Below are 23,539 nucleotides of genomic sequence, written 5' to 3'. Positions count from 1 at the left end.
CGCCTACTCGTCGCACTTTCGGTAGCCGAGAGTCGAGAGTACAGCCAGCATTTCATCACAAGTGATGTATCTGCGGTGATGGGCCAGCTTGTACTGGTCGATGGCCAGTGCGAGTTCTCGACCGTTTTCGGTGAGTCCGTCATGCGAACTGCCAAACTGTCGACGCTCCGCTTTGCCACCTGATTCGTTGCCGCGACGACGATCAAAGAATGTGCCGCTCTCATCGCCGGTTGAATGGGATTCGCCACATGAAGATGAGTTGGCGATGCCCAGGCCAAAGGAGTTTGGGGAGTTGATCATCGTCGTGTCGTTGTGAACGCTCGGTGCTGGCATGGGAACTCTCTGTCGGTTGATAAGAGCAGCCAATCCATTGGTGCGTGAGTGTCAGGTCGAGCGATGTGCACAGGGTCCTAGAGATTCAAGAGGCCTTGTTATAGCGAGGCCTCATTTTCACGGGGCCTGCGGCACAACGCAACGTCCAAAGCCTACGCTACGGACCACCACGGGGATGCGTCGACAGATTGAAAAAAACATGAATCGCTGCCCATTGAGGGTGAGACGTCAGCATTGGAACGAGTGAATCGAGTGAATAATGCGTGCAATCGGTTCGATCGATACTCGTCGAGAATCACGGATTCGTCTTCATTGCAGCACTGCGTCGCGAGCATCGGCAACATGGGGTATGTCTTGACTCATCGTTCCTGGTGAATCGACCAGGCGGCTCCAACCTGACTGTTGAACCAATTGGGGGTCTCGTTCCATCGCCATGGCGACGTATTGGCGAGCGTTGTTGAAATTCTTGGCTTCCGTTTCGATCGATGCCATGTGCAGCCACGGTTCGGCGTCGTCAGGATTTTTCTTCGCCGCCAATGCAAAGTTCTCATGCGCCTCCTGTGTGCGGCCCAGTTGACGCATCGCGATTCCTCTCAGCAAGTCGACTCGGGCGGGGACGTCGGCTCCATCGCCATTGAGTTCGATGCGATCCAGGGTCGCGAGCAGTCGGTCGAATCGTTTCTTGATGCGATAGATCTCAGCAGTTTGGATCTGAACGTCCAGGTGATTGGGTTGCAAGGCGAGTGCACGATGGTAGGCCGACAACGCTTCATCGACTTCGCCGTGTTCGTTCAAGCAGTCACCGTGGAGAGCCCAAATGTCGGCAGAATTCCTTTCGGCAGACAGCGCGATCTGACATTGAGCGTTGGCGTCCTCCAAGCGTCCGTTCTCCAGGTACATTCGTCCGAGTCGAGCGACGAGTTTAGGGTCACCCGCACTAAGCCGCACGGCGTTTTCCATGTGCACGATCGCGGCGTCATGCTCACCGCGATTCCAGAGTGCTTCGGCGAGTCCACGGTGGGCGCGGTCATCTGCCTTGGAGATCTCCAACGCATCGCCGAATAAGTTTTCCGCGACATCCCATCGTCCGTCATGCATCGCTTTGATGCCTTCGCGGGACAAGCGTCGGGCGGCGATCGATTCACCGTTGTCGCCGATCTTGCGGATCGCCCGGCAACCGGTCAAAGCGGTTGGAGTGAGGACGATGAAAAGCAGGCAGGCAATGGATCGCAGGGGGGCGGAAGGGCGATTCATTGCTTGACGGTATTGCTTGACGGTAGCGTGCAGTGGTTGAGAAAAGGTCATCAATCCCTGCAGGGTTTACCAATTCTGACGGGCCGCAGGCAATGGAAAAAAGGTTCGCAGGTTGAAAGCAAATCCGTGAACTTGGCTGCGCATGAAAAAATCGGCATTTGCTTGCGTTGTCCCTTCGGGGCCACTCTGGCATGATATCGCGAGTCTCGGCAACTCGATCCCTCATTTCCCGCCCCAAGAAAGCGTAAAGCATTCGGCATGCCCGCCCAGTTTGATTCCTTTGGCGTTCAGTTTCTGTACCCCGACAATTGGGTGGTGGCTGAACGACCGGACGAGGAGTCGGGCAGCGGAGTCACCTTGGAGTTGCCCAGCGGCGGGTTCTTTTCGATCGAGAAGGATGATTCACTGTTGCCGGACGACGAGTTGATCGAACGCGTCGTCTCGGCAATTGCAGCGGAGTACGACGAAGTCGAGCGGGAGGACATCCAGATCGATCAACTGGGGCCTGAAGACCGAGGCTTGGAGTTGCGGTTTTACTACCTTGACCTGATCGTGATCTCCCGGATCGTTTTGACATCACGTGGCGACGAGCGGTTGATCATTCAGATGCAGGCCGAGAGTCGCGACTACGACGCCAACGAGCAGGTCTTCGCAGCGATCTTGCAACAGATTTTCTCCTGAGTCTCCTGATGTTGGCACCGACACGAGTTTTTCGAACGGTTGCCAGCGTATCACGCATCGACTGACTCAGTGGTCCGAACGGACTGGAACGCATTTTCGGTGTTCAGACAAACGCTTTGATGTGTCCGTGACTCAGTGGGGCTCGGATTCCAGTTGGCGAAACGCCTGGAGTAGAATGACCTCAGAATCTACGTTTGTGCGACAAAACATGGGGGCCAGAATGCGTCTTCAAATCTACCTGTTCCTGATCTGTATCCTTGCGACAGTGCGTGGGCTAGCGATCGATGTGACGCTTTTGCCCGCGCACAGTGATCAGCCAGCGGGAGCGTTCGACATGATCGATTTTGTGATTCAGGACGGCCCAGAGACGAAAAAGTTTCGCTTGTCTGTTCCCGAGAATCGGGCGTCGGAATCGAGTCGTCATATTCGTTTGTATGGTTATCAAATCAAGGCCCGCAAGCCATCCGGATACGCGCCGATCTTTCTTTTAGGTGGTGGGCCAGGTCAGTTTTTTGGAGACAAACTGATCGAACGGTTGAATCACAAACCCACCGGCGGCATGCTAGGCGAGGTCTGGGAGTTTGCCGAAACGCGAGATGTCGTGTTTGTCAATCAGCGTGGCGCTGGACCAGCGTTCATGTCCATGATGTTTATGACTTTGGGTGCCCCCGTGGGGGAACCCTACGACCACGATGCGATGAAGGGCCGGATTCAAGAGAACTACAAGATGGCAATCGATCGTTGTGCTCAGCAAGGCATCGACTTGGCTGGCTACGACATCATGAACGTGGCGGCGGATCTTGATGACGTGCGTGAGAAACTGGGTTATGAAAAGATTGTCTTGTACGGCGGCAGTTTTGGCTCGCAGTGGGCTTTCTGTTACATGCAGAAGTATCCCGATCATGTGGACCGCGCCGTTTTGTCGGGAATCGAACCAATCGATCATGGCTGGGACAGCCCTCAGGGGATTTGGAATGTGATCAAGCGGTTGGAGAAACGCATTGCCCCCGACCGTGACAAGTTGGGGTTTCCAGAGGTTTCGTTGACGGACGCCATTGAGTCGATTGTTAAACGTTTAGAGTCACAGCCTGTTCGTGCGAAGACCGGAAAGACGGAAGTGGTGATTGGACCTGCGGATTTTCAACGCGCGATGCTTGGTGGGCATGGAGCACATCGCGAAACCCACGAATCCATCGCCAAGATGCCCAAGTTCGTCTACGAAATTTACATGGAAAACTACACGGTATTGGCAGCGAAAGCCGCTCGCAAAAACTCCGTCGGTGCCTCGCCCTTGCAGGCCTATCTGATCGACAATAGCCTTGATATTAGCGAAGTGCGTCTGTCGCGAATCGACAATGAACCGGGCCGCAGATGGATCGGCGAACTGAACGCCACTTATAAGGCGACACGAGACGTCACGCCGACGCCAGTCATTCCGGAATCGTTTCGGATTTTGAAGACGGACTTGCCGGTACTGATGGTTCAAGGCGATTTGGATATGTCGACACCTTTCGAAAACGCGAAAGAGCAAATGGAGTTCTCGTCGAACGCGCATCTGATTCGCATTCACGGCGGCACTCACGCCGCCATCATGCAAATCGCAAAGCACGACCCCAGTTTTCACGATCATGTCATGCGGTTTCTCGACGCCGACTTCAGCAACCAAACTATCGCGTCGCTCAAACTGCCTGACGAGCTGAAATTGCCGCCCATCGAATTCGCGGCGATGCATAATCCCGAAGACTAGGGCGCTGGACCAGTCGGTGGTCTGGCGACGCGTCTGCATTGTGGACTCAGACATGGGAGTCCAGTGAAATCTCCCCAGCTACTGTTTTCCGGAGCGACACACTGCAATTTCGTAAGCGACGAATGATTGCAAATACCAGAAACTACTGCCGATTCTGGAAAACCACCTCCGTCACGTTTTCTTCCCGATAGCATTGCTGTGTCAATTGCTGTGCAGGTCGAGAGCCCAAAAGAATGGGTCCAGGACTCGATAGGGCTCCCATTGCTCGGTTCGGTCACCCTGAGCACTGCCGCCCAGAGACGAAACCACGGTGAATCTCAAGTCGATATTTTGATTGTTGGCAAAGTTGATGAATTGTTTGCCGTCGGTCCGAGAGGACAGCCACTCACGAATCTGATCGCTCACTCGTTGCAGAACCTTCATGTAGTCATTCATGCCAGCACTGTCAAAGCCGGCGAGTTTCGTTCCGTTGTTTGCGGCCAAGGCGATCGGATCGCTAACGGTGTACTCAAAGAGGTTTTTCGGCAAGTCTGCCTTCAATGCATCGACCTTGCTTAGAATCACGATGATTTTTCGACGCTCCTGTCGGACATTGGCGTTGTACTTCAGCAGCGTGTTGACGTAACCCTGCAACAACTGCTCCATTGATCTGCTCGACGAATCAGTGGTTTCATCCTGGAAATCGCTGAGGCTAAACATAAAGAACGAGGTTCGAGTGTTGAGGAGAAAGGGAACTTGGGTCTCGGGAATCTCAAAATCGTTGAAATTCTCACCGCCACAATCTCGGAGTACAAAGGTGCGACTGCCCCAATACGGCATCTTTGAAAGTACCATGATGTAGGCTTCCTGAACCCCGAGTTGAGTCATCTCGGGGAGTTCCTTTCTTCGGATTGATTCTTCGACCGCCTTTTGGAAACGCATCGTGGCTTCGTTAGCCGGTGTCGGCGTAAACTGATCCCAGGCGGTTCGACTGAGTTCACGCATGCGTCGGGTGAGAGAATGGAGCCATACGGTTTTACCGACGGAGGACCATCCAACGATCGGGACATAGAACGGTTTTGCGATCGCGTAGTCCTGCATGTAAAAGCGGGGGTTCTCCTCTTTGCCGCATTCACACCGATCCGCATCCTCGACGATTCGCATCATCTTGGCACAGTAACAGCACTCGATTGATTTCTTTCGTTTGCCAAAAAGTGACAGCACGTTGGGCCTCTCTGGTTGGGCGGATTATGGATCGACTTGAGGAGGGGAGTTTTTCAATACCAAGGATGCGGCGGGAGGAAAGACCGAGCCGTTGCTCCGTGCGTTTTGCGGACCGGCTTGCAGTGCTTTTGACAGGGATGTTTGTTCCAACTGCAAGCGGCTAAGTTTCTTGTGCAGGCGGAGCGATTCTTTTCGAGTGAGTCGTGCAACGAACAGGCATAGACGATCATCGTCGAACGCTTCGATGGCACCTTCCATCGCAAGTGCTTCTACGAGAAGCTGAAATGAATCGGAATTCATGAGAGACCAATCCAACGCATCTAGCAGAGTGGCGCTGTGTCGACGAATGACGAATTGGTGGGCTGCCACCGGTCTTTGCAGCAATGCCAAGGAGGCTTGGAATGCGCGTTCATCCATTTGCTGCAGCGAATTCAGTCGTACTCGATCCAATGAACCTTTGAACCATCGGGTCGTGTCCAAGATCGTTGCCCAGAGCATCAGTTGCCAATATTCATTGTCATAAGCGAATGATCGAATCGAGTTCCAGTCGCGGGACTTTAGTCTTAGGCATTCGGCATCGTCCGAGAATACCTTCAGCCACCGCAGAATCCATTTCGCGATTTCAGAGCGGTTGAAAGGGGACACGGTCCCGGTCGCTCGCAGAGGCAGTTCCTCATCAGCCGTTTGTTCGTCGATGAAGTCGGCCAACAATCTTGCGGTGCGTTGCGAGAGTTGCTTGGAGAGACAATTATCAATGATGGAAAGTGAGCATTCAGGAAAGAGGCGATGGAAATCGGCACATGCGGCCGGGATTAATTTCACATCGTCGGGTATCGTTTCTCCGTGAACCAAAGAGCGTTCAAGGTACTGAATGGTTGATGCCCGCCGAACGACTTCATCAGGAGGGGTCGAATTCAAGCTCTCGTGCAACCAGATCATGTAGTGAGAGTCATTTCGGTCGGGGATTCCCTCCGGTTTATCCGCGATTTGCTGCCTGCTCGTATCGACCTCCAAGAATCCGGGGCGTTCTCGGTTGCGAGCACCGACCGCCCAGTATTCACCCGGTTCGACTCGGCATGTTTCAACATGTGTGCTGAACGTGCAGTGGATGCGCAAGGATTCATTGTCCAACAGTGAAAACAGGACTCTCAACACATCGGCAGCCTCGTCGCTATCCCCGATCAGCAGAACCGACTCGCTATTGCGGTTCATCGATTGTGCCATCAGGCCCAGTCGTCTCAGTTCTATCAAGGAAGACGCAGGCCAGTCTGTGTGAGGAGGATTGGTTGTATCGCAGTCGATTCTAAGAAACGGATCGATTTCTTGGGGTTCGATGAAGCGTTCAACGAGCTGTTCGGCATCGTGGACAAAGGGATCGCTACCATCAAAAATTGCAAACGGATTGTTCCGGAGTTTTGAAAACTCCTGCGGGGACAAGACGAGGCAGTGAGCAAGAAACGCCCCGCTACGTTTATCGACGATTTCAGCGTGGGATACAGGGCAGGAGTAAGTGAGTACGATTCGCCCATCTCGAAGCCGAAAATACTGCAGTCTCTCAGAGTGCGGATCACGTCGGCCGACGCCAAAACATTTGACACGGTTCTCGATCTCTCGGGCATCGTTCGCCAGGCCGGGAGAATGATAGGCGATCTGATAGCCCGCCCGCCGTGTGGGAGAATAGGCAGGCTGCAGTCGCGTGAAGACAAGTTGTTCTGCGATGATTGATGGCATGGCTATCTTTTTAGCAGTCGAAATCCGTAAAAGGCGGGCGCCGGATCAATCGTCGTCGGTTGTCTCGGTTGACCTGCGTCTAAATTGATGATTCCTCCGCCGGCTTCTCCGTGCGGTAATCCCGCTCCGCCCCATTGGTCTGCTTTCATCCGTACCCACTCAAAAATCCCTTCACGCATCAATAGGGAATCCGGCATGCTTCGCTGTCCGCCCTGCACCTTTGCTGCCGACAATTCCAATTGATTCAGCAGGCTCTCGACGCGAGGTTTCAGGGCCAATTCGCGATAGAGCGAACCAGCGATCGTTGGCTCCGTCTTGATCGATTGATAGATGCTGTACCACTCTTCGCTGGAGGGCAGTTCGTAGGTGTCATCACTGTTTTTTCCGCACCAGTTTGCAAATGACTGTGCATCGGTCGGAGTGATGCCGGTGATGAAACAATGCCAGTAATTGTTCATTCGCACTTTTCCTGGAGAAACGCGAGGGCTACGTTCCAGGACGCCGCGATACCATTGTTCATCGAAGTGTGGCTCAGGTCGGTCGCTCAAAAAGTACTCAAATTGAATCTTGGTGATCGGTAGACAGCTCACATAGGCATCGACCGCTGAACTCCAGAACATTGGAAAACCAGTGCGATCCAACGTGAATGAATCAGTGTCAGTGAACGCGGACATACTGAGGCTCGAAAGACGGCGAAACAGGGTGAGAAAAGCTGAGAGTGGACTCTGCTTGAGTAACGGGATTGTAGCAAGTAAAGCTTGTTAGTTGACGAACGACGCCTCGCGGTCGAGATGAATGAGTCGGTGTACCACGGCGTTGGGGTCGTCGTTGGGACGAATCACAAACGTGTGCGGCCAGATGTCTTCGAACTGCTCGTCTGCAACACCGATCAAGATGCGATCCCGCAATGGCGAAGTGACAAAATCAGCGATGTCAATGATCGGGCCTGCAGTTAAGACCAGAGCACGGCAACCAGCGGGAGCTCGGTCAAGAATCGAACCGATGATTCTGGAACGACGTTGTTTGGAGGGTGATTCCGGTGGTTGCTGACCGACATGACTCGCCGGTCGCAACCCTCCCAGGTAATGTGTCCAAGTGTCTCCGTGTGACGACATCGCACGCCAGTACTGCTGCAGTGTATCGTTCGCATAGAAGGGATCACACTCACTACTGCAGTCAACAATCAGCAACAAAGGATCTTTCTTCAACACAGATTGTTCTGTGGGCGCAGCGATCGTCCAAAACAGTGGATCGAGAACACGGTAGCGTTTCGCTCGCTCTATCAATCGATTGGAGGAATCATCTGGGTGATGTCCTAGCGCGGATGTGGCGACAAAACGCAATCGCATTTGATGTTTTCGCACCATATTGATGAACTGCCGTCCTCCGCTCAGGGTTTCGGCGAATGACTCGAGCAGGTCCGAAATTTCGGCCGCTTTCTCCAGGTAATGAGAAACAGAAAACGATGGATCCAGTTTGGAGGTTCCCTCATTGAGGTCGGCGAAAGGATCATTCGATAGGTACTCAATGACGTCGGCGGGCAGGTCGCGGCGGATCAACTCGGACTTTGTGAAAACGACGATGATTTGCCGACCTCGCAAATCGACTCGTGAAGATTCCATCGCGGCTTGGTAGGATCGAAAAAGATCGGTAAGCGAGGTTTGTTCTTCTGATTGACGAAAATCGCTGACGCTGACCAGGAACCAGATCGTTTGGACATGCTCTATTGCAGGCAGGTTTTCGTTGAGCGTTTCCAGGCTGGTAAAGAATTCGCCTGCTGCATCGTAGATGACCAGGGTTCGCTTAGTACTTGGCGAACTCGGTTCCAAGCGACCGTCGATTTGCATCATCAGCGGCTGGGGATTACGAGGTTGTGTCGACTCGCTCAGGCTGCCGTTTTTCGCTTGCCAACGCATCTCCCGAACAGTATCCAGCGTGTATTGATCCAGATAATCACAGGTAAAGTTGGGAATCGCGTCGGCGAGTTGATCGAGCATCAAGCTCAACGCTGACAAGTAGACGGTCTTGCCGTGCCCGGAAAAGCCCACGGAGGTGATCCAAGTTGCCGGCGCGGCAGCACATTTCTTTTCGTAGTCGATGGGCAACGGGCACTTGCCCGCTTGAACACACTGCAGGACGGGGTTGGTGCAGTAGGGACACCGCAATTCCTTAGTCATTGATTTCTCCTTCGAGTATTCCGTTGAGATGCTCGATAATGTTCTTTAGGGCTTTCTTGTCGTGTCGATCTGGTGAGATGGTGTCCCAGGATGGAGCCCAATGGATGTTCTTTTTCGCGTGGTCACAGTAGAAACTGCCGTCCGCCGTCCAGTCCTGTTGACAATCCTCCAGATCCATCACGGGTGTATTGCTGAGTAGCACAAGCCGTCGAATTTGGTCTCTCGGCAAGCGGTCAAGGATCGGGAGTATTGTCGGTGCAAAGCGTGGTGCGTCAGGCAAATGAAGCGAGTCGAATGCGATTGGATCACTGGCTACTGCAACGGGATCGTTCTGCCCCAATCGAAACAGAATCGGGCGAATCTTCTTTGCATATCTCGAACCAACGGGGGCAGATCTTCGGTAGTATCGAAACAGTCCGGTGGCAATCTTAGCCAGTTTCATCACGTGCGAGTCAACGATGATGACGAGAAGCTCTTCGTCTTCCTTGAGTTCAGGGATCGCCTTTCTAGGACCAAGTAGTAGATGGACCAACAAAGAGTTTCCGATACGCTCGGCTTGCTCAGGCACCGATTCTTCGCCCCAACCGGAACGAGCTTTTGTAAAGTCGGTGAGGTAGGTCGCAAGATGTGATCGCCATGTCGAGGGACAGTTCTCAATCATCTCTCTGAGTTCCAGCGACTGTCTAAAGTGTTGAGCCCAGGCAGGATCGTGGCACCAACGCCGCACCCAATGCAGGATGGCCTTGACGCACTGCCAATCGTCTTTGGCGGCGACCAGCGGGGCAAGGCTTAGCAGGGGAGAGTGAGTCTCAACACTTGGGAAAAATGCTGATTCATCGTCCGAAGCTGGTTCCGGCTCCATCGTAGCGATGCTTAGGTCTTCGGAGTCAACGGGTACGCCCCAGATGTCTGTCTTGCGTTGACTGGTTTCTTGCGGCTGTTCGCTCAGGCCATTCTTTTGGGGATAGAGGCCCATGATTCGAAAGAGCATTCTCGTGTAGGAACGACCCATCGGAACCTGGGGTGCGTCTTCGTCCAACTGTATCCAACGCTTGAGTAGCTCAACGAGACTGTGGGGTGAAACGGCATTGAGCCATTGCAAGGCACAGCCCACCAGTCGCGCGGTATCGACTTGATCATCGGGATCAGGAATGTCGTCGAGTCGATCAGAAAGTTCTTGAATCTGGTTACAGACACTCTGCAGGTCCGCAGGGTCGGCGTTCGCGAGATACGGACTCAACAAACTCCACCATTTGCTCGAACCCCGAGCGGCCAAAACGGTAGCGATTCGCTGGTCCACTGAGTAGCAAATGTTTTCCCGTTCCTTTTCATGCAGCAAGCGATTGAACGCGCGAAAGTGTTTCGCTATGAATCCGATCTCTTCCAGCCCATCGGCAGAGAGCTTTGGGTTGGCAATACGACCGATCGTTCGTTGCAACCAATCGGGATGGACCGACTGGATGTCTTCGATATCCCATGGGGTTTGGCAAGCGATGATCAGCAAGAAATGAATGTCGCCGGGGTCTTTTGTTTCCAGCAACGGGACGGTCAATGGCAGCCTCGATTCCGTGTGAACGAATTTCTTTTCGTCAAAATCCGCTGTCGGCTCGACGATCCATTGATTCATCCCGAGTTGTCCTACGTAGATATCTGCTTGGGTTCGGAAACGATGATAAAGCGGCAGACCGGAGTCGGATAGGATCCGATTTCTCCTGGCCGTAGATGTTGTCTCAAGCAGAATGATTCCGGCCTCAGCGTTTGGTAGATCGACGGGCACGCCATCGATGATCAACGCCCGCGCGAGAAGCGTTTCTGCGATGTGCCTCAGTCCAGGATCCTCATCGGGTAGCCATTCATTGATGAGTGTGCGAGTGATTCTGCGTCGCTGATGTTGAGTCGATCGATTGATTGCTTGGAGCAATTCTCTGAAAACGCGTTCGGTCCACCTGGAATTCTGTAACCAGTGCCGAAGTACATCCAACAGCGAGTCGACCACTTGCTGATAGGTTCCGTAGGAATCCGCCAGTTCGTTTTCTGCGTTGTATCGGTCGGCTGCCAGATGAAGCACTGGGCGAATCAATCGCAGGAGTGGTGCATAGCTCTCACGTAGCAGTAAAGGGTCCTTGTGGTTTTCCAGGAGTTTTTGCCCGATGGCGGCGCCGAATTGTTGCAGGATAATTCGCTCGGCGAAATCCGTTTCTTGAGCCTGCAGATGACGACGATCTGGATCATCGTCGTCGTTCTGTCCCGTGAGCGAGTTCGATTCTGAGTCATCGGCGACAGTATCCTGATCCACTTGGTTGTCCAACGCTCCGATCCAATCGCAAATCAAATCGACGGCTCGGCTGGGATGCAGTCGATAGATTTCACAAATGGCTCTCTGCACACTATCGAAGTTATCGCTCGCCGCTTGGGACCTTAGCGAATCGATGGTGACTTTGCTGGGAAGTTCGCTTTGCAAATCCTTCAACGCGGCAGAGTCGAATTGGTTGAATCGCTTGGCGAGTTTGGCAAGGAGGGACTCGCAGTGCTCCAGTGTTTCCTTGGCAGCCTTGATCGCGGACTGAGATTGTAGTGATTGCTTTTCGATCGCTTCTTGGGCATGATCAGCGGTTTCCGCCAACGCGTCATGAAATCGCCAACAGCATGCTGCTGAGGCCCACATCAGGTTCGGGTTGCCGGACTCCACCCATTCCGATAGCAGTTCGCCGATGCGGGGCAATCGCTCGGGATCACCGCTGGGGCCGCCACGTTCAATGATGACTTGCAACGCGTATCCGGGTACCGAAGCGATGGCGCCGTGCGAATGCGATGCGAGACTGGTCAAAAGAATTCGGAGTTTTTCCCAATCATGAATCCCGAGCCGTCCCAAGGCACGACCAAGGCTGCGTCGCAGTTCCCAGAACTCGCGTTCGCGAAATCGATTGATCCAATGAAAGCCGGTCGATGCCATGACCGTCCAGAGCAGGTGCCGGTAGCTTTCAATTTGAAAATCGACTTCTTGTCCAAACGCGCTGGGCGTAAATTCCAGTGAGCCGGCGTCGTTTGCTTCGATGACATGAAGCTCTTCGAACAATTGTTCCAGTCCATCTTGGCGGTCATCATGCAATCCCTCGATTCGCAGCGGCAATAGTTCGGACAGCGATTCTCGATACAGTTCGTGAACGATGTCCGCATCGAGTCCCTGAAACAAACTGATCAGCATCGCGTAGAGCTTTGCGTTGATTGACAGTTGCCGGAACCATGATCGAACGATGCGGCGATCGTTTCGCGTGACCTCGTGACTGAGTTCCATCAACAAACGACGAGGATCGCCGTCGTCGATGTTTGTCAATCCGCTTTGGCTCAATCGCAGAAAGAACACACTCACTTGGACAGGGTTGCGAAGCTCTTTCGATAGCTCGTTGTTTGTGTCCTGGATCACTTCGCCCAAGGTGTCCCAGAGGAGGTCATTCGTCGCCGTGCCGTCCCCCTGACGATAGAATTTTAAGTGATTGGAAATGACCTGCTGAATGAACTCTGCCTCATGGTCAGCTTCGATTTGCAAGGGATGTAGATATCCCGCCAACGTTTGCAACACTCGGTTGTCGGTGTCGACGGTCGTCATGATTAAATAGGAATCGTTCTTCTCTAATCGTTGATTGACAATGTCTAGGTATTCTCCACCCAGTGAGTCGATGGAGACGGACTTTTGGAATGCATCGCGGATGATGAAGACAGACTGTTCCTGGAAAGCGTCTGGTTGTTCGATGATTTCGTCGAGAAACAGGTGGCGTGGTTCATAGCTAAAGCAGGTACGATGCCGTCGTTGTTCTGTAAGCCAAAGTGCGAGTCGAACGGCGCAGGTGAATCGGCCTGTCTTTGGTAGTCCGTCGATCAAGAAGATCCGCTTGTCGGGATGGAACGCATCGCCCACTCGCAGTAGGTCGCGGAATGCTTTACAACTTTTCGGCTCGACAAAGAGGTACTCGATCCTGTTCAGCGTTGAAGCCACGATCTGGGTCAGGCGAGGCTTGGCGTTCGCTTGATCTCGTCGCTGCGAGACGCTGCCCAGTCGCGATAGATCGACGATCGAGTTTCGCTGTGTCGTTTGCGGCGTGGCGTCGTCCGCAGGCTCCGACTCTGATTCTTGCGTCCTTTCCGATTCAAAGTCACGCTCCGTGTCATCGGAAAGGTTCTCGGCATGAGCGGAATCGACCGTGAGGGATTCCTCCGCTGCATCGTGACTCACATTCTCGTTGGGTTCGCTTTGCGAGGTGGGAAGCGACCCCATTTCTTCATCCATCGCCGTGTCGGGATTCTCATCAGGCGATGGCTCAGGTGAGCTCGCAGCGTCAATTGATTCGTCTGAATCGGATTCGAACATTGAGATGAGATTCCAAATCGCAATTGGTTTTGAAAATCGATCCGATGCGGTCGCTAGGATGGTGCTGACGTTTGGCTGGGACTCTGTCGGCCGGCTAATCTTTTCTTGGCGAAACAGAAAATCCCGACGTCATGTCTGCTGAGCCAAAAATCGACGCCTGCCAACACGCTCATCGCTCCAGCAAACCACAAGATCGGCGTTAGACGGCTGGCAACCGCAAAGATCCCAAGAAGCATTGGCCACGTCAGGAACGTCGCTAGGATGCCAATCACCAAGCAGAGCAGGAATCTCGTTGTCAAGGTCGTCGACACTGAGGCGTCTGTGTCGCCAGTGAAGGCATCTTCACACGGAGGTGCCAGTCCGAACATTCGAGATGATTTCAGATAAAGCTTGGGTGATAAGAACAGAATTGAACCAGCAAGAGCACCCAAGACTGCAGCCGAACTGAGCGGTGATGGACCAAAACTGAACCCAAGGAATACCAAGCCCAAAAGTCCAACAGCAATCAGGTTGGGAACCCAGGCTTCCTGGTGTGTTGCAACCAGGATCCCCTGTTCACCGTGAATGCTGATGAAGGATTCTCGGCTGGGGGGGCGAAAATGGTGGAGCCGGACGCGTGCCAGCACGGCTTTTCTGGGAGGCAATGAGAGCTTTAAGGTAGAGACTTGGCGGACAATTGGACTTTCATCCTGGGGCTCATGTGACGGATGAGGTGATCTCCAACTGACGGTCATCCAAGTGGGCCCGAAGTCCGTGGGCAATTCAATCGGTTGACTGGAGTTGTTCTGAAACAGAACCAATTGCTCGCTGCAATCGCATCGGTAGATCGTCCCGGTGGACATGCCCAACGGCGTGTCGCGAATCGAGTTCAGTGGACCGCTGTTGTACGGGATCGCGGTCCTCTGTCTGATCGTCACAGGTGGGACCGGGTTGATTGACGCGGGATCGGCTGTTTGGCATCCGCAGAGATGGCACTGGCCGGGCCATTTGATTTTCAGGAATAGGCATTTGCACTGCGTGCATCGAAGGAATTCTCGACGCCGAGGATCCGAATGCTTTGGGTTGAGCGTCTCGAAACTCCAGGCGCACCCGAGGTCAGCTCCTAGGTTTGTGTCAATCGACGGATGCCTGCTGGTGGACGACAGTGTTGATTGACCGTCTCGGCTTGGCGGTTCAAGTTGCCTCGGATCTTGCTGGGAAGATCGCGTTTCGCCGCTGGGCGGAGGAGCGAGTTGCGCGGACTCAGTCGTTGCCATGGCGAGGCGAGGAGTGGATTGATGGTTCACCTGACGATGAGCCTCAGGTCCAGAGTCAATCCGAGTTTTTTGTGAGTCTGGCAAAATGGTCTCCTGAAAGCAAATGTGGCCGGAGTTCCTAGGGAGAGTGTAATTCCGGCGGTGGGTTTCGCATCGGAATATGTTTTCAATGGTGCACAATCCGTAGCATGGTTTCCAACCGTTTGATTCCTTTCTCGGTGATGCCAGTTCGCTCAATATGTAGCTCTTTCAGACGGCTGATCTCCAATATCGCTGGAATGGCGTCGTCAGTGATTCGTGTGTCGTTTGCGCGTATCTGTTCGAGACGTTGCATTGATCGTAATGATGATATTCCCCTGTCGGTGATCTCTGTTCCCGAAAGCCAGAGATCTTCGAGGTTCTGTAGTTTGGGCAAATGTTCCATTCCACGGTCGGTAACCGGAGTTCGTTCGATTCGCAACAGCGTCAACGAGGGCAACGTCGACACCAATTCCAATGCCTGGTCGTCAATCTGTGTGTCGTATAGCGATAGTCCTCGTAACTGGGTGGCGTCGGAAATCTTGCAAAGTCGGCCTTGAGTTACGTCACCCAGATCGAGGAGGGTTTCACTGGTGACGTCGGGGCCGGATAGTCGCAATGTGGTAACGGCCTGACGTCGGTTTTCTTTCAAATCGCATTCGATTTGTGGTTTTTTAATTGTGGGCGGCGTTCCGATTTCTGTCGAAGAGCGATCGCAGAGCAGACGAGCACTTTGAACAAGGCTCCGTAGGTGATCGATTGGGGCGCCGTGATGGGCATCAATCCAAGTTCGATGACCAATCAGGAACTTGAACCTGTCAGGGATCTCGAATTCATCGAGCCGGTAAGTGAGGATGGGTTTGGCGACCGGGGTCATGGAGTAGGCGACCGAGACTTCGCTGTGGACATACCGAGATTGAATGGAATGTTCCGAGAGGATCAGCAGCAGGAACTTGGTTTGGCGAATCGCAGCGGGAATGGTGTCTTGGTAGACATATCCAGGGGGAGCATCGCGAGGCGCGTACCAGCAGCGGATTCCGTTGTCCTCAAGAGCATCACGAATCTCGATGGCCACTGGATCATCCTGGGTCGAGTAGCTGATGAATGCATCTACGCTCATGTCTGTCATCCCCGATCACAAACTCCCTGCGACCCATGACGAAAAACCAAAACCAACACTGATTGGAGCGGCTTTTGTGGCACCGGTCGATGTTTGATCGTGCGGGCCCAGCGAAACCTCCGCAGGTGGTAGTGTATCCCCTCGACCGCCACGCTCAAGGTTTTTTTAGTGAGGCGAGACGTATGGACCGTCGATCAGACGAGATCTTGTTTGCGTTTCTTGCGGCGTTTTTTGCTGCATTTTTGGCAGACGCCTTGGATGATCATGCGGTGGCTGTTGACTCGAAAGCCACGCTGGGCGGCGACTTCGTTGCGGAGTTCTAGGAGGTCGTCGCTCTGGAATTCGAACAGTTCGCGACAGGAGGTGCAATACAGGTGGTCGTGCTGGGGATATCCGTAGCCGTGTTCGTAGACCGTTCGTCCGTCTAACTGAAAACTGTTCAGCAAACCGGCGTCGACGAATTCCCGCAGGGTTCGATACACGGTCGCGCTACTGACGTAGTTTTCCTGGCCTCGTCGCGGGAGCCGTTCGATCAGTTCATCGGCGTCAAAGTGCTCGTGGTGACTGAAGACGCGATCGATCAGAAACTTTCGCTGGTTCGTCTGTCGCAAGCCGCGTGACTGCAGGTATTCCTCGAAACGCTGTTGTGGCGTCAGGGATACCTTGATGGGTGTCAGTGAGTCTTGACCGTTAGGTGAGGCGGTCGAAACTGCTCTGGAACGAACTGGCGACGAGTCGGACAAAAGATCGGGGCCCTGCTGCATTGAAATCAGGCAGGCCAAAACGAAACGCAATCACTGGCCTGTCGTTCCATCTTAGGCGATATTTCGATGAGGGGAAACGCTGCTGGGGGGCAAGTGGCAAAAGGCCGCTCTATCGACCGGCCGCCCAGACGGTTCCACGTACCAGAGCGTCGAGGAAGACCTGATCCTGAAAGGTTTCGTTGGAATGGCCGTAGGTTGTGCCGAAAACCCTTGCTTTTCCGTACTGGTTGGTCCACAGAACGGGGTAAACCTTTCCATCTCGCTCGCTCTTGCTGGTCGCCAAGACGGTGGTGTTTGGCCAAGTCTTTTCGATCACATAAAGTTCGTCCTTGGCTGTCTTGTGGCCATCGGGGAACGATTTCATGATCGGATGGTCGGCCGCGACGACTTTGATCTCGTAGTTGCTCTGATGTTCGTGGCGTCGGCTGGTGACGCCCAGGAATTCACGCCAGTCGTCGATGGTGGCGTCTCGATAGGTGTGCATCGCACAGTGGATGACCACGGCATTGACGCCGGCGTGGTGGGGACTGGTGACCTTGCGGATATATTCCGGGTTGGTGGTCCCGGCGAAGCATTCGTTGTGGATGACCACGTCGAATCCTTTGGCCCAATCCGGATTGTTGTAGAACTCGATTTCGGCCTTTGTGCCGGTGCCACCTTCATTCACGACTGTCCAATTCGCCTCGACGCCCTGCTTTTCAAAAGCAAGTTGCATCGATTTGGTTTGGAAATCGTAGTCGTGGCAGCAACCGCTGGTGATCAGCAGTAGGCTGAGAGGTTTCTGGGCTAGGCTGGGGGCGACGCCGAAAACGAACGTTGCGGCCAGGGCGATGAGCAGGCGGGGGGCGAATTTCATGGCTTAGCGGTTGTCTTCCAGTTCGACGGTTTCCATCACTTTGGTGTTTCGCTCGACAGCGATCACGGTCGTCCGTTGACGCAAGCCGTCTCGGCTCTCGGTGGTCACCGGCAGAACTTGGCGTTTGTCGGGCAGTTCCATGCGGACGGTAAAGGAGCCGTCGGCCTGCAATTTCACAGGGCGTCCCGAAACATTGACCGAGCAGCCGGGGGATGTCTTTCCGAAGACGATCAGTTCCGCATCGACTTTGAAGGGCAACTTGGTTTGGCGCAGCAGGGTCGGTTCGGCCACGGTTTGGCCGTTTTCGCCACGCATGGGCATAGGGCGTCGAAGTCGTTCTTCGAAGACTTCTCTGAGATCACCGCCGTCGGTATCGTAGCCACCGCTGAGGGAATAAATCCGCTCGTAATCTTCGGCGATGTCGTGCCAGTGTTCGTCCAGTCGCTCGCATTCACCGGGACGAGGTGTTTCGACGACGTTGCTGCGGCAGATGGTGTAGAACTCCCCGTCGCCGGTGAGATAGCCGATCGCGACGCGAAAGCGAGACGGCGGTTCTTGGACATCGACATACCACGTGTCGACGCCGCCGTGGATGGTGATGTCTCGTTCTGCTGTTTCGGCGCCGTTGGCAGTGACGTCACCGACAGACAGTACTCGCAGAGTTGGGGTTGCGGTGTGCCATCGTTCCGCCAGTGATGACTGTGCCCGTTGAACGCTGCCTCGGGTGATTTCCCAGGTGGCTTGCAACCAGTAGGAATCGCGCACCAGCAAGATGATGCGGTCGCGATGTGGTTCCTCGGTTCTGGATCGTTGGGCGCCGCTGATCACGGCGGAGCCGCCCACGAGCGTGCCGGTTGACAGATCGCGGTTTTTTTGCACCAGTTCCTGTCGTTTCCGCATCAGTGATCGGATGCGGGCCGTTTTGGCAGAGATCCGCGGCGGTTTCATCTCCGGCAGGGGGCGGTCATTGAGGGATGTGTTGGCGGCCGAGCGACGCGACTTTGTCGAGGAGGATCGCCGAGTGCTGCGTCCTGCTGATTTGCGGGCGTCGTCGCTTCGAGATGGGGTACCGGCCGCCGCGGTGCGTTTGTCTTTTGACGTCGGAGCTACCGCTCTGGATTGTGCCTTGACGGTCGTCGTCTTTGATTTGGGGGCGGCGGCACGAGAGGTCTTGGTGCCGGTTTTCGACTCTGGTTTTGCAGAGCCATTTGCTTTGCGTCGCAGACGCCGTTGCACTTTGGTGATCGCGTCGACCAGCTCGTCCTTTTTCATCGCATGCCAGCCTTCGACACTGTAGTTCTTTGCCAGTGTCGCCAGCTCGCGCCGGGTTTGGGCTTTCAAATCAGCGGTCTTGATCACTTTTGTTTTCTCCAGCGGCATCAACGGCTGTTCACCGTTGAGACTCTCGTTGATAGGCAGGACGGGCATCGTCTTGATGCGGCACGGAGACTTACTGATGCAGGTTTCCGTTGCTTCCTTGCCCCAAGCCATCAGGGTGATGTCAGGGAGTTGTGGGTGTGGGTGATTGCATTTGGGAGAGATCAAAGCGGTTAAATGTGGGTTTTTACCACCAAATCCCCCAGGAACGGGGTTTTGGAAGGGCCACATAGCCACTCAGTTGCTCTTAATGGGGTAATCACCGCCCGAACGCATTATGCCAACTGTGCGACAATAGTTCCAGGCTTTGCCTTGAAGAAACCTGCTATTCGGTACGACTTGACCCGGGTTTTCCCGTTTCAATCGCCACAAAAGAGATTTCTTCCACGGTTTCGCTAGGTCCCCCATTCGCGGTGTTCGGTATCTGTCCATCTCGCGCACGGTCGCTTTGCGTCAATTCTTGGCCTGAATGAGTCGGCTGCCGGTACTGGCCCGAGTTTCAATGCGTTAGCATGCGTGCTCGGCTGGTGTGTTTTTTGGTGCGGCGATCGGTCGCGATACCTAGCGAAGTTGTCAGCGGCAGTCAGACTGCTGCCACGCACGAGGGACACTCAAACCCGTGACAGATTTGTCTCACTCCTCCGGCGGTGTTCCGCCCCAGCGTTCCCATGCAGGCGAGTCCGTGGGAGGTGATTCCGAGTCGGATTCAGACACTGCAGGTCCGCTTGCGGCATCGAGCGAAATGGGGACGGATGGTGAGTCGCCCAGCAAGGTTGGTTTCAAGCGTTCCGGTTCCGATGAGCGAGGCAAGCCTTGGATGCGGTTCGTCGGTGTGGGGATGGAGATCGCCCTGTACACGATCGTGCTTGGCGGGATTGGGCATTGGTTGGATGGTCGTCTGGGGACGGCGAAGCCTTTTTTGACGGCGTTGTTCGGACTGGTTGGTTTTTGTTTTGGGATGTACCGCCTCGTTCGCATGGCAGTACTTTCTCAGAGACGCGGTGGGGCTTGATTGGTCCCGGAGAGAGAGTTTCGGAGCGAGAGAGCGGGCAGTCGGTGTTTGCCTGCAGCGTTTCGTTTGTTTGTCGAATCAGAACATTCAGATTTGTAGTTCTCATGGATTTGTTGTCTCCCAATCGAACGCAGAAGCCTTTTACGACGGTGGGTGTCTACCTCTTGTTGTTGTGGGCGGTTTCTGTTGGTTTGGTGGGTGGCCTTGTGGTTACTGCCTCGCTTGCCTCGATGAGTCAGTTCGTGTGGGTTGCCCTGGGCAGTGTTGCGGTGTCGCTCTGTGCATTGATGCCTGGCGCGATGGTCGAGTGGCTTCCCAAGGGGGCCGGCCAGTCCAGTCCGGCATCGACAGTTCATAGTTTCTTGGCTGGAATGGTGATTCGATTGTTCGGCACCGTTGCACTGTTTGCCTTGTGCCGTTATCACATGGCCGCATCGCCCGAACAGATCGCGGCGATGACGTTGGGGTGGTATTGCTGGTTGACGGTCACTGAGGTCGTGTTGTTGGTTCGGCTGGTCCCGTCTCGGCATTCTTGCGCGGTTCCGGTGGCGGTCATTTCTGATCGTTCGGTGGATTCCCGCACCCAATCGATGAGTGACTCGTCGGCATTAACGCTCAACTAAATATTTCCTGTCGCTATAAATAACGCCTCGAATGAATTTCCTACTGGCCGCCTCTGACAACCCGCTGACGCACGTGGTTCCACACCGCTTGCACGAAGAGCCGTTGTTCTCAGTGGATACGGGTGGCGGCGACATTCCGGAGCTGTTCATCGAGAACGGCGTCTATCAGTTTTTCATCACCAACCACCTCATGATGACAGCGGTTGCTGCGGTGTTGGTGTTGTTGGTGTTCAGTTACGTCGCGTTTCGGATGCGGGTCAAGGGCGAAGGCTTGCAGGCTTATCAGACCAAGGGCAAGGTTGCTCAGCTTTTCGAGACCATGTGCTGGTTCATCCGCGACGAAGTGGCCCGGCCGAACTTGGGTCACCTGACCGACAAGTACATTTACTACATCTGGACGGTCTTCTTTCTGATCCTGTTCAGTAATGTTCTCGGGCTTGTTCCGTTTGGCTATATGCTGCAGTTGGTTACGGGTGACACGCATTTCAGCCATTGGGGCGGAACGGCGACAGGCAATTTGTCGCTCAACGTGATGCTCGCCTTCTGCAGTTTTGTTGCGGTGATCTTCATTGGTATTCGTGAGACTGGCGCGAAGGCATTCTTTGCTCACTTCAATCCGATCGGATGGGATGGCCCCAAGGCGTTGTCGTTTGGAATCGGGTTGCCGCTTTATTTGCTGGAGTGGATGGGCTTGGTGATCAAGTGCGTGGTGTTGGCCATGCGTTTGTTTGGCACCATGATGGCGGGGCACTTGGTCGTTGCCGCGATCGTGGGCTTGGTCTTCACCGCCGCATCGGTTTCGCACTTGCTCGGGTACAGCGTTGGAATCGCAGTCGTGCTGGGGTGTGTGGTGTTGACGCTCTTGGAGTTGTTTATCTGCATGCTGCAGGCGTTCATTTTTACTTTCTTGACGATTCTCTTTATCTCGACCGTGGCCACGCACCACGGCGATCATGAGGAGGATCATGTGGATCCTCTGAGCGACGAAGCTCAGATGGATTTGGATAAACTGATTGATCCGTCACGGCTCGGTGGCTTGGCTCACTGAGGCCTGGCTGACGGAACGTGTTTTTGTTGACTATTTTGACCCTTTCCCCTTCGATGAGTTCGCCGCGTCAAGCTGACGATGCGATCACACAAGAGTTTTCCTAGGAGCGAAACGAGAGATGTTTGAATTCGCAATGATGTTGGCTCAGACCGCAGAAGAGATCGCCTTGGCTGAGGCGCCGAATCACGGTTACGGCGTTTTGGGTGTCGGTATCGGTATCGGTTTGGTCATCATGGGTGCCGGTCTTGGCATCGGTCGTATCGGTGGCAGTGCGGTGGACGCGATTTCGCGTCAGCCGGAAGCCGGCGGAACGATCAGTACTCAGATGTTGATTTCGGCTGCACTTATCGAAGGTGTTACCGTTATCGCTTTGATCGTGATGTATCTGCTTGGCGGCTGATTTCGGTTTGGCCACGATGTCGTTTGTTCGCTGGCGGGTTTCGGTTTTTGCCGGGTCACGCGGTGTGGCAAGTGTCGGTACGGTTTGTTTTGATCAGTCCTTAGGTGATTTTGATGTTTCAGGTTTGTCGATTGGGCGTGCTGATGGCACTGCTCGCGATGTTCGCCCCTGCGTCGCTCAGAGGTGAGGATGCTCCAAAGAGTGATGATGCAGCGGTTCACACCACCGTTGGTGATTCAGGCGATGCGCATCCCAAGGGTGAAGCGGCGCACAAGGAAGGCGGACATGACGAAAAGATTCCACCGATCTTGTCGTTGGATGTCGGTTCGGCTGTCTTTAACATTGCGATCTTTCTCGGCGTCATGGCGATCCTGTCCATCTTTGTATGGCCGGTGATCCTTGGCGGCTTGCAAGCTCGTGAGGACAAGATCGCCAGTGACCTTCGAGAAGCTCAAGACGCCAGTAACAAAGCTCAGGCGATGTTGGCGGAGTATCAAGGCAGGCTGAACGAAGCGTCCACTCAAGTTCAGTCGATGTTGGCTGAGGCTCGCCGTGATGCGGAAGCCAACGGTCAGCGGATCGTCGACGAAGCCAAGGGTGAGGCGAAGCGTCAGTCGGAGAGAGCTATCGCTGACATCGAAACGGCCAAGAAGGTCGCATTGGCAGAGCTGGCCGGTCAAACGTCCAGTATGGCGATGGGTGTGGCAAAGCAAGTTGTGGGTCGAGAGTTGAAAGCGGACGATCATGCCGACTTGATTCGTCAAGCGTTGGATTCGCTGCCCAGTAAGAATTGACCCCGTAAAAAATGACCCCGAAACAGTTGGTCCAGTAACGAGTTCACTCAGCGCTCGTTGATTTTTGAAACCTTTTCCCCATTGATTGTCACCACGTCACGGTGATCGACTCATGATTGAACCTGATTCCGTAAAGCACGAAACGGTGTTGGACACCGGCGCCGAACAAATGGGCAAGACTTATGCCCAGGCGTTGATCGGTGCGGCGCTCAAAGCCGGAGTGGCGGATCAAGTCGTCGAGCAGTTGGCTCAGGTTGTGGACGGCTACCTGGGGCAGAGTCCCAGATTGGCGGCGGCGCTTGCGTCACCCCGAATCGGGATGGATGAAAAGGTGCGGGTGATCGATCGTCTGTTTGGTGGTGATTTTCACCCGCTGTTGGTGACATTCATGAAGGTCATGGCGTCACGAGAGCGACTGGGTTACTTGGCCGCTGTGCGAAATGGAGCTGAAACGATCTACGACGAGATGTCCGGTCGTGTCTTGGCGACGGTCAGCACCGCAGTGCCGCTGACGGATGACTTGCGAGGTCAAATCACGTCGCAGTTGAGTGGGACCCTCGGAAAGAACGTTCGGCTCAAAGAGGTCATCGACACTGATTTGATCGGTGGCATGGTGATCCGCGTCGGTGACACGGTGTTTGATAACAGCGTCGCCAATCGTTTGGAAAAATTGGAACAGCGGACTCGCCAAGGCTTTGCAAATGCGTTGCTGAGCCGATTCGGTGAGCTGGTTGGGGATTCGTGAACGCAAGGTGATCAGTGATGTCTGACCTCGATGG

20 protein-coding genes are annotated in these 23,539 nt (G+C 54.3%); 8 read left to right on the top strand and 12 right to left on the bottom strand.

Annotated elements, in window-relative coordinates; genetic code table 11:
• Window positions 1–3 precede the first annotated feature (3 nt).
• Both Pla52nx_RS27140 and Pla52nx_RS27135 read right to left on the bottom strand, forming a co-directional pair.
• The gene (locus Pla52nx_RS27140) at window positions 4–333 is read right to left on the bottom strand and encodes a hypothetical protein (protein ID WP_146519817.1); all 330 of its coding nucleotides are present in this window, start codon (window positions 331–333) and stop codon (window positions 4–6) included.
• 309 nt (window positions 334–642) lie between these two features.
• Window positions 643–1,587 (bottom strand): tetratricopeptide repeat protein, encoded by a 945-nt coding sequence (locus Pla52nx_RS27135; RefSeq protein ID WP_231741935.1) that lies wholly within the window; start codon window positions 1,585–1,587, stop codon window positions 643–645.
• Window positions 1,588–1,845: 258 nt separating this feature from the next.
• On the opposite strand from Pla52nx_RS27135, the gene Pla52nx_RS27130 reads away from it, so the two are divergent.
• Both Pla52nx_RS27130 and Pla52nx_RS27125 read left to right on the top strand, forming a co-directional pair.
• Window positions 1,846–2,268 carry a hypothetical protein gene (locus tag Pla52nx_RS27130; RefSeq protein ID WP_146519815.1) on the top strand — a complete coding sequence of 141 codons (423 nt, stop codon included), beginning with the start codon at window positions 1,846–1,848 and terminating at the stop codon, window positions 2,266–2,268.
• A 220-nt stretch (window positions 2,269–2,488) separates the two neighbouring features.
• Window positions 2,489–4,015: an alpha/beta hydrolase gene (locus tag Pla52nx_RS27125; RefSeq protein ID WP_197454544.1), complete on the top strand. Its 1,527-nt coding sequence runs from the start codon at window positions 2,489–2,491 to the stop codon at window positions 4,013–4,015.
• A 201-nt stretch (window positions 4,016–4,216) separates the two neighbouring features.
• Here the strand turns inward: Pla52nx_RS27125 and Pla52nx_RS27120 are convergent, their stop codons facing one another.
• From Pla52nx_RS27120 to Pla52nx_RS27075, 10 genes are all read right to left on the bottom strand, one after another.
• Window positions 4,217–5,218, bottom strand: coding sequence for a hypothetical protein (locus tag Pla52nx_RS27120; protein ID WP_146519813.1), 1,002 nt, complete (start codon window positions 5,216–5,218; stop codon window positions 4,217–4,219).
• A gap of 24 nt (window positions 5,219–5,242) precedes the next feature.
• The gene (locus Pla52nx_RS27115; protein ID WP_146519812.1) at window positions 5,243–6,949 is read right to left on the bottom strand and encodes a hypothetical protein; all 1,707 of its coding nucleotides are present in this window, start codon (window positions 6,947–6,949) and stop codon (window positions 5,243–5,245) included.
• Between the two features lie 2 nt (window positions 6,950–6,951).
• Window positions 6,952–7,569 (bottom strand): SUMF1/EgtB/PvdO family nonheme iron enzyme, encoded by a 618-nt coding sequence (locus Pla52nx_RS27110; RefSeq protein WP_231741934.1) that lies wholly within the window; start codon window positions 7,567–7,569, stop codon window positions 6,952–6,954.
• A gap of 141 nt (window positions 7,570–7,710) precedes the next feature.
• The gene (locus tag Pla52nx_RS27105; RefSeq protein ID WP_146519810.1) at window positions 7,711–9,126 is read right to left on the bottom strand and encodes a TRAFAC clade GTPase domain-containing protein; all 1,416 of its coding nucleotides are present in this window, start codon (window positions 9,124–9,126) and stop codon (window positions 7,711–7,713) included.
• On the bottom strand, window positions 9,119–13,492 hold the full coding sequence (locus tag Pla52nx_RS27100; protein ID WP_146519809.1) for a hypothetical protein: 4,374 nt from the start codon (window positions 13,490–13,492) through the stop codon (window positions 9,119–9,121). The genes Pla52nx_RS27105 and Pla52nx_RS27100 overlap by 8 nt, the downstream gene beginning before the upstream one ends.
• Before the next feature lie 53 nt (window positions 13,493–13,545).
• Complete coding sequence (locus Pla52nx_RS27095; RefSeq protein WP_146519808.1) at window positions 13,546–14,409, bottom strand: hypothetical protein; 864 nt, start codon at window positions 14,407–14,409, stop codon at window positions 13,546–13,548.
• 505 nt (window positions 14,410–14,914) lie between these two features.
• Window positions 14,915–15,886, bottom strand: a complete 972-nt coding sequence (locus Pla52nx_RS27090) for a TIR domain-containing protein (RefSeq protein ID WP_197454543.1) — start codon at window positions 15,884–15,886, stop codon at window positions 14,915–14,917.
• A 194-nt stretch (window positions 15,887–16,080) separates the two neighbouring features.
• Window positions 16,081–16,650, bottom strand: coding sequence for a Fur family transcriptional regulator (locus Pla52nx_RS27085; protein ID WP_146519806.1), 570 nt, complete (start codon window positions 16,648–16,650; stop codon window positions 16,081–16,083).
• Between the two features lie 109 nt (window positions 16,651–16,759).
• Window positions 16,760–17,506: a ThuA domain-containing protein gene (locus Pla52nx_RS27080; protein WP_146519805.1), complete on the bottom strand. Its 747-nt coding sequence runs from the start codon at window positions 17,504–17,506 to the stop codon at window positions 16,760–16,762.
• A gap of 3 nt (window positions 17,507–17,509) precedes the next feature.
• Entirely contained in the window at window positions 17,510–18,865 is a 1,356-nt protein-coding gene (locus tag Pla52nx_RS27075) for a DUF4912 domain-containing protein (RefSeq protein WP_146520441.1), read from the bottom strand.
• A 637-nt stretch (window positions 18,866–19,502) separates the two neighbouring features.
• Between Pla52nx_RS27075 and Pla52nx_RS27070 the strand changes: the two genes are divergently transcribed.
• From Pla52nx_RS27070 to atpH, 6 genes are all read left to right on the top strand, one after another.
• Entirely contained in the window at window positions 19,503–19,895 is a 393-nt protein-coding gene (locus Pla52nx_RS27070; protein ID WP_146519804.1) for an AtpZ/AtpI family protein, read from the top strand.
• 104 nt (window positions 19,896–19,999) lie between these two features.
• Window positions 20,000–20,518, top strand: coding sequence for a hypothetical protein (locus Pla52nx_RS27065; protein ID WP_146519803.1), 519 nt, complete (start codon window positions 20,000–20,002; stop codon window positions 20,516–20,518).
• Window positions 20,519–20,549: 31 nt separating this feature from the next.
• Window positions 20,550–21,566 (top strand): F0F1 ATP synthase subunit A, encoded by a 1,017-nt coding sequence (atpB, locus tag Pla52nx_RS27060; protein ID WP_146519802.1) that lies wholly within the window; start codon window positions 20,550–20,552, stop codon window positions 21,564–21,566.
• Between the two features lie 118 nt (window positions 21,567–21,684).
• Entirely contained in the window at window positions 21,685–21,966 is a 282-nt protein-coding gene (locus Pla52nx_RS27055; RefSeq protein ID WP_146519801.1) for an ATP synthase F0 subunit C, read from the top strand.
• Between the two features lie 113 nt (window positions 21,967–22,079).
• A complete protein-coding gene (atpF, locus tag Pla52nx_RS27050; RefSeq protein WP_146519800.1) occupies window positions 22,080–22,760 on the top strand; it encodes a F0F1 ATP synthase subunit B in 681 nt (226 codons plus the stop codon).
• Window positions 22,761–22,872: 112 nt separating this feature from the next.
• A complete protein-coding gene (atpH, locus tag Pla52nx_RS27045; RefSeq protein ID WP_146519799.1) occupies window positions 22,873–23,505 on the top strand; it encodes an ATP synthase F1 subunit delta in 633 nt (210 codons plus the stop codon).
• Window positions 23,506–23,539 lie beyond the last annotated feature (34 nt).

Origin of the sequence: Stieleria varia (genome assembly GCF_038443385.1) — a bacterium.
Lineage (GTDB): Bacteria > Planctomycetota > Planctomycetia > Pirellulales > Pirellulaceae > Stieleria > Stieleria varia.
Note: the sequence above shows the minus strand (reverse complement) of the source record. Positions and strands in the feature narration are given on the sequence as shown.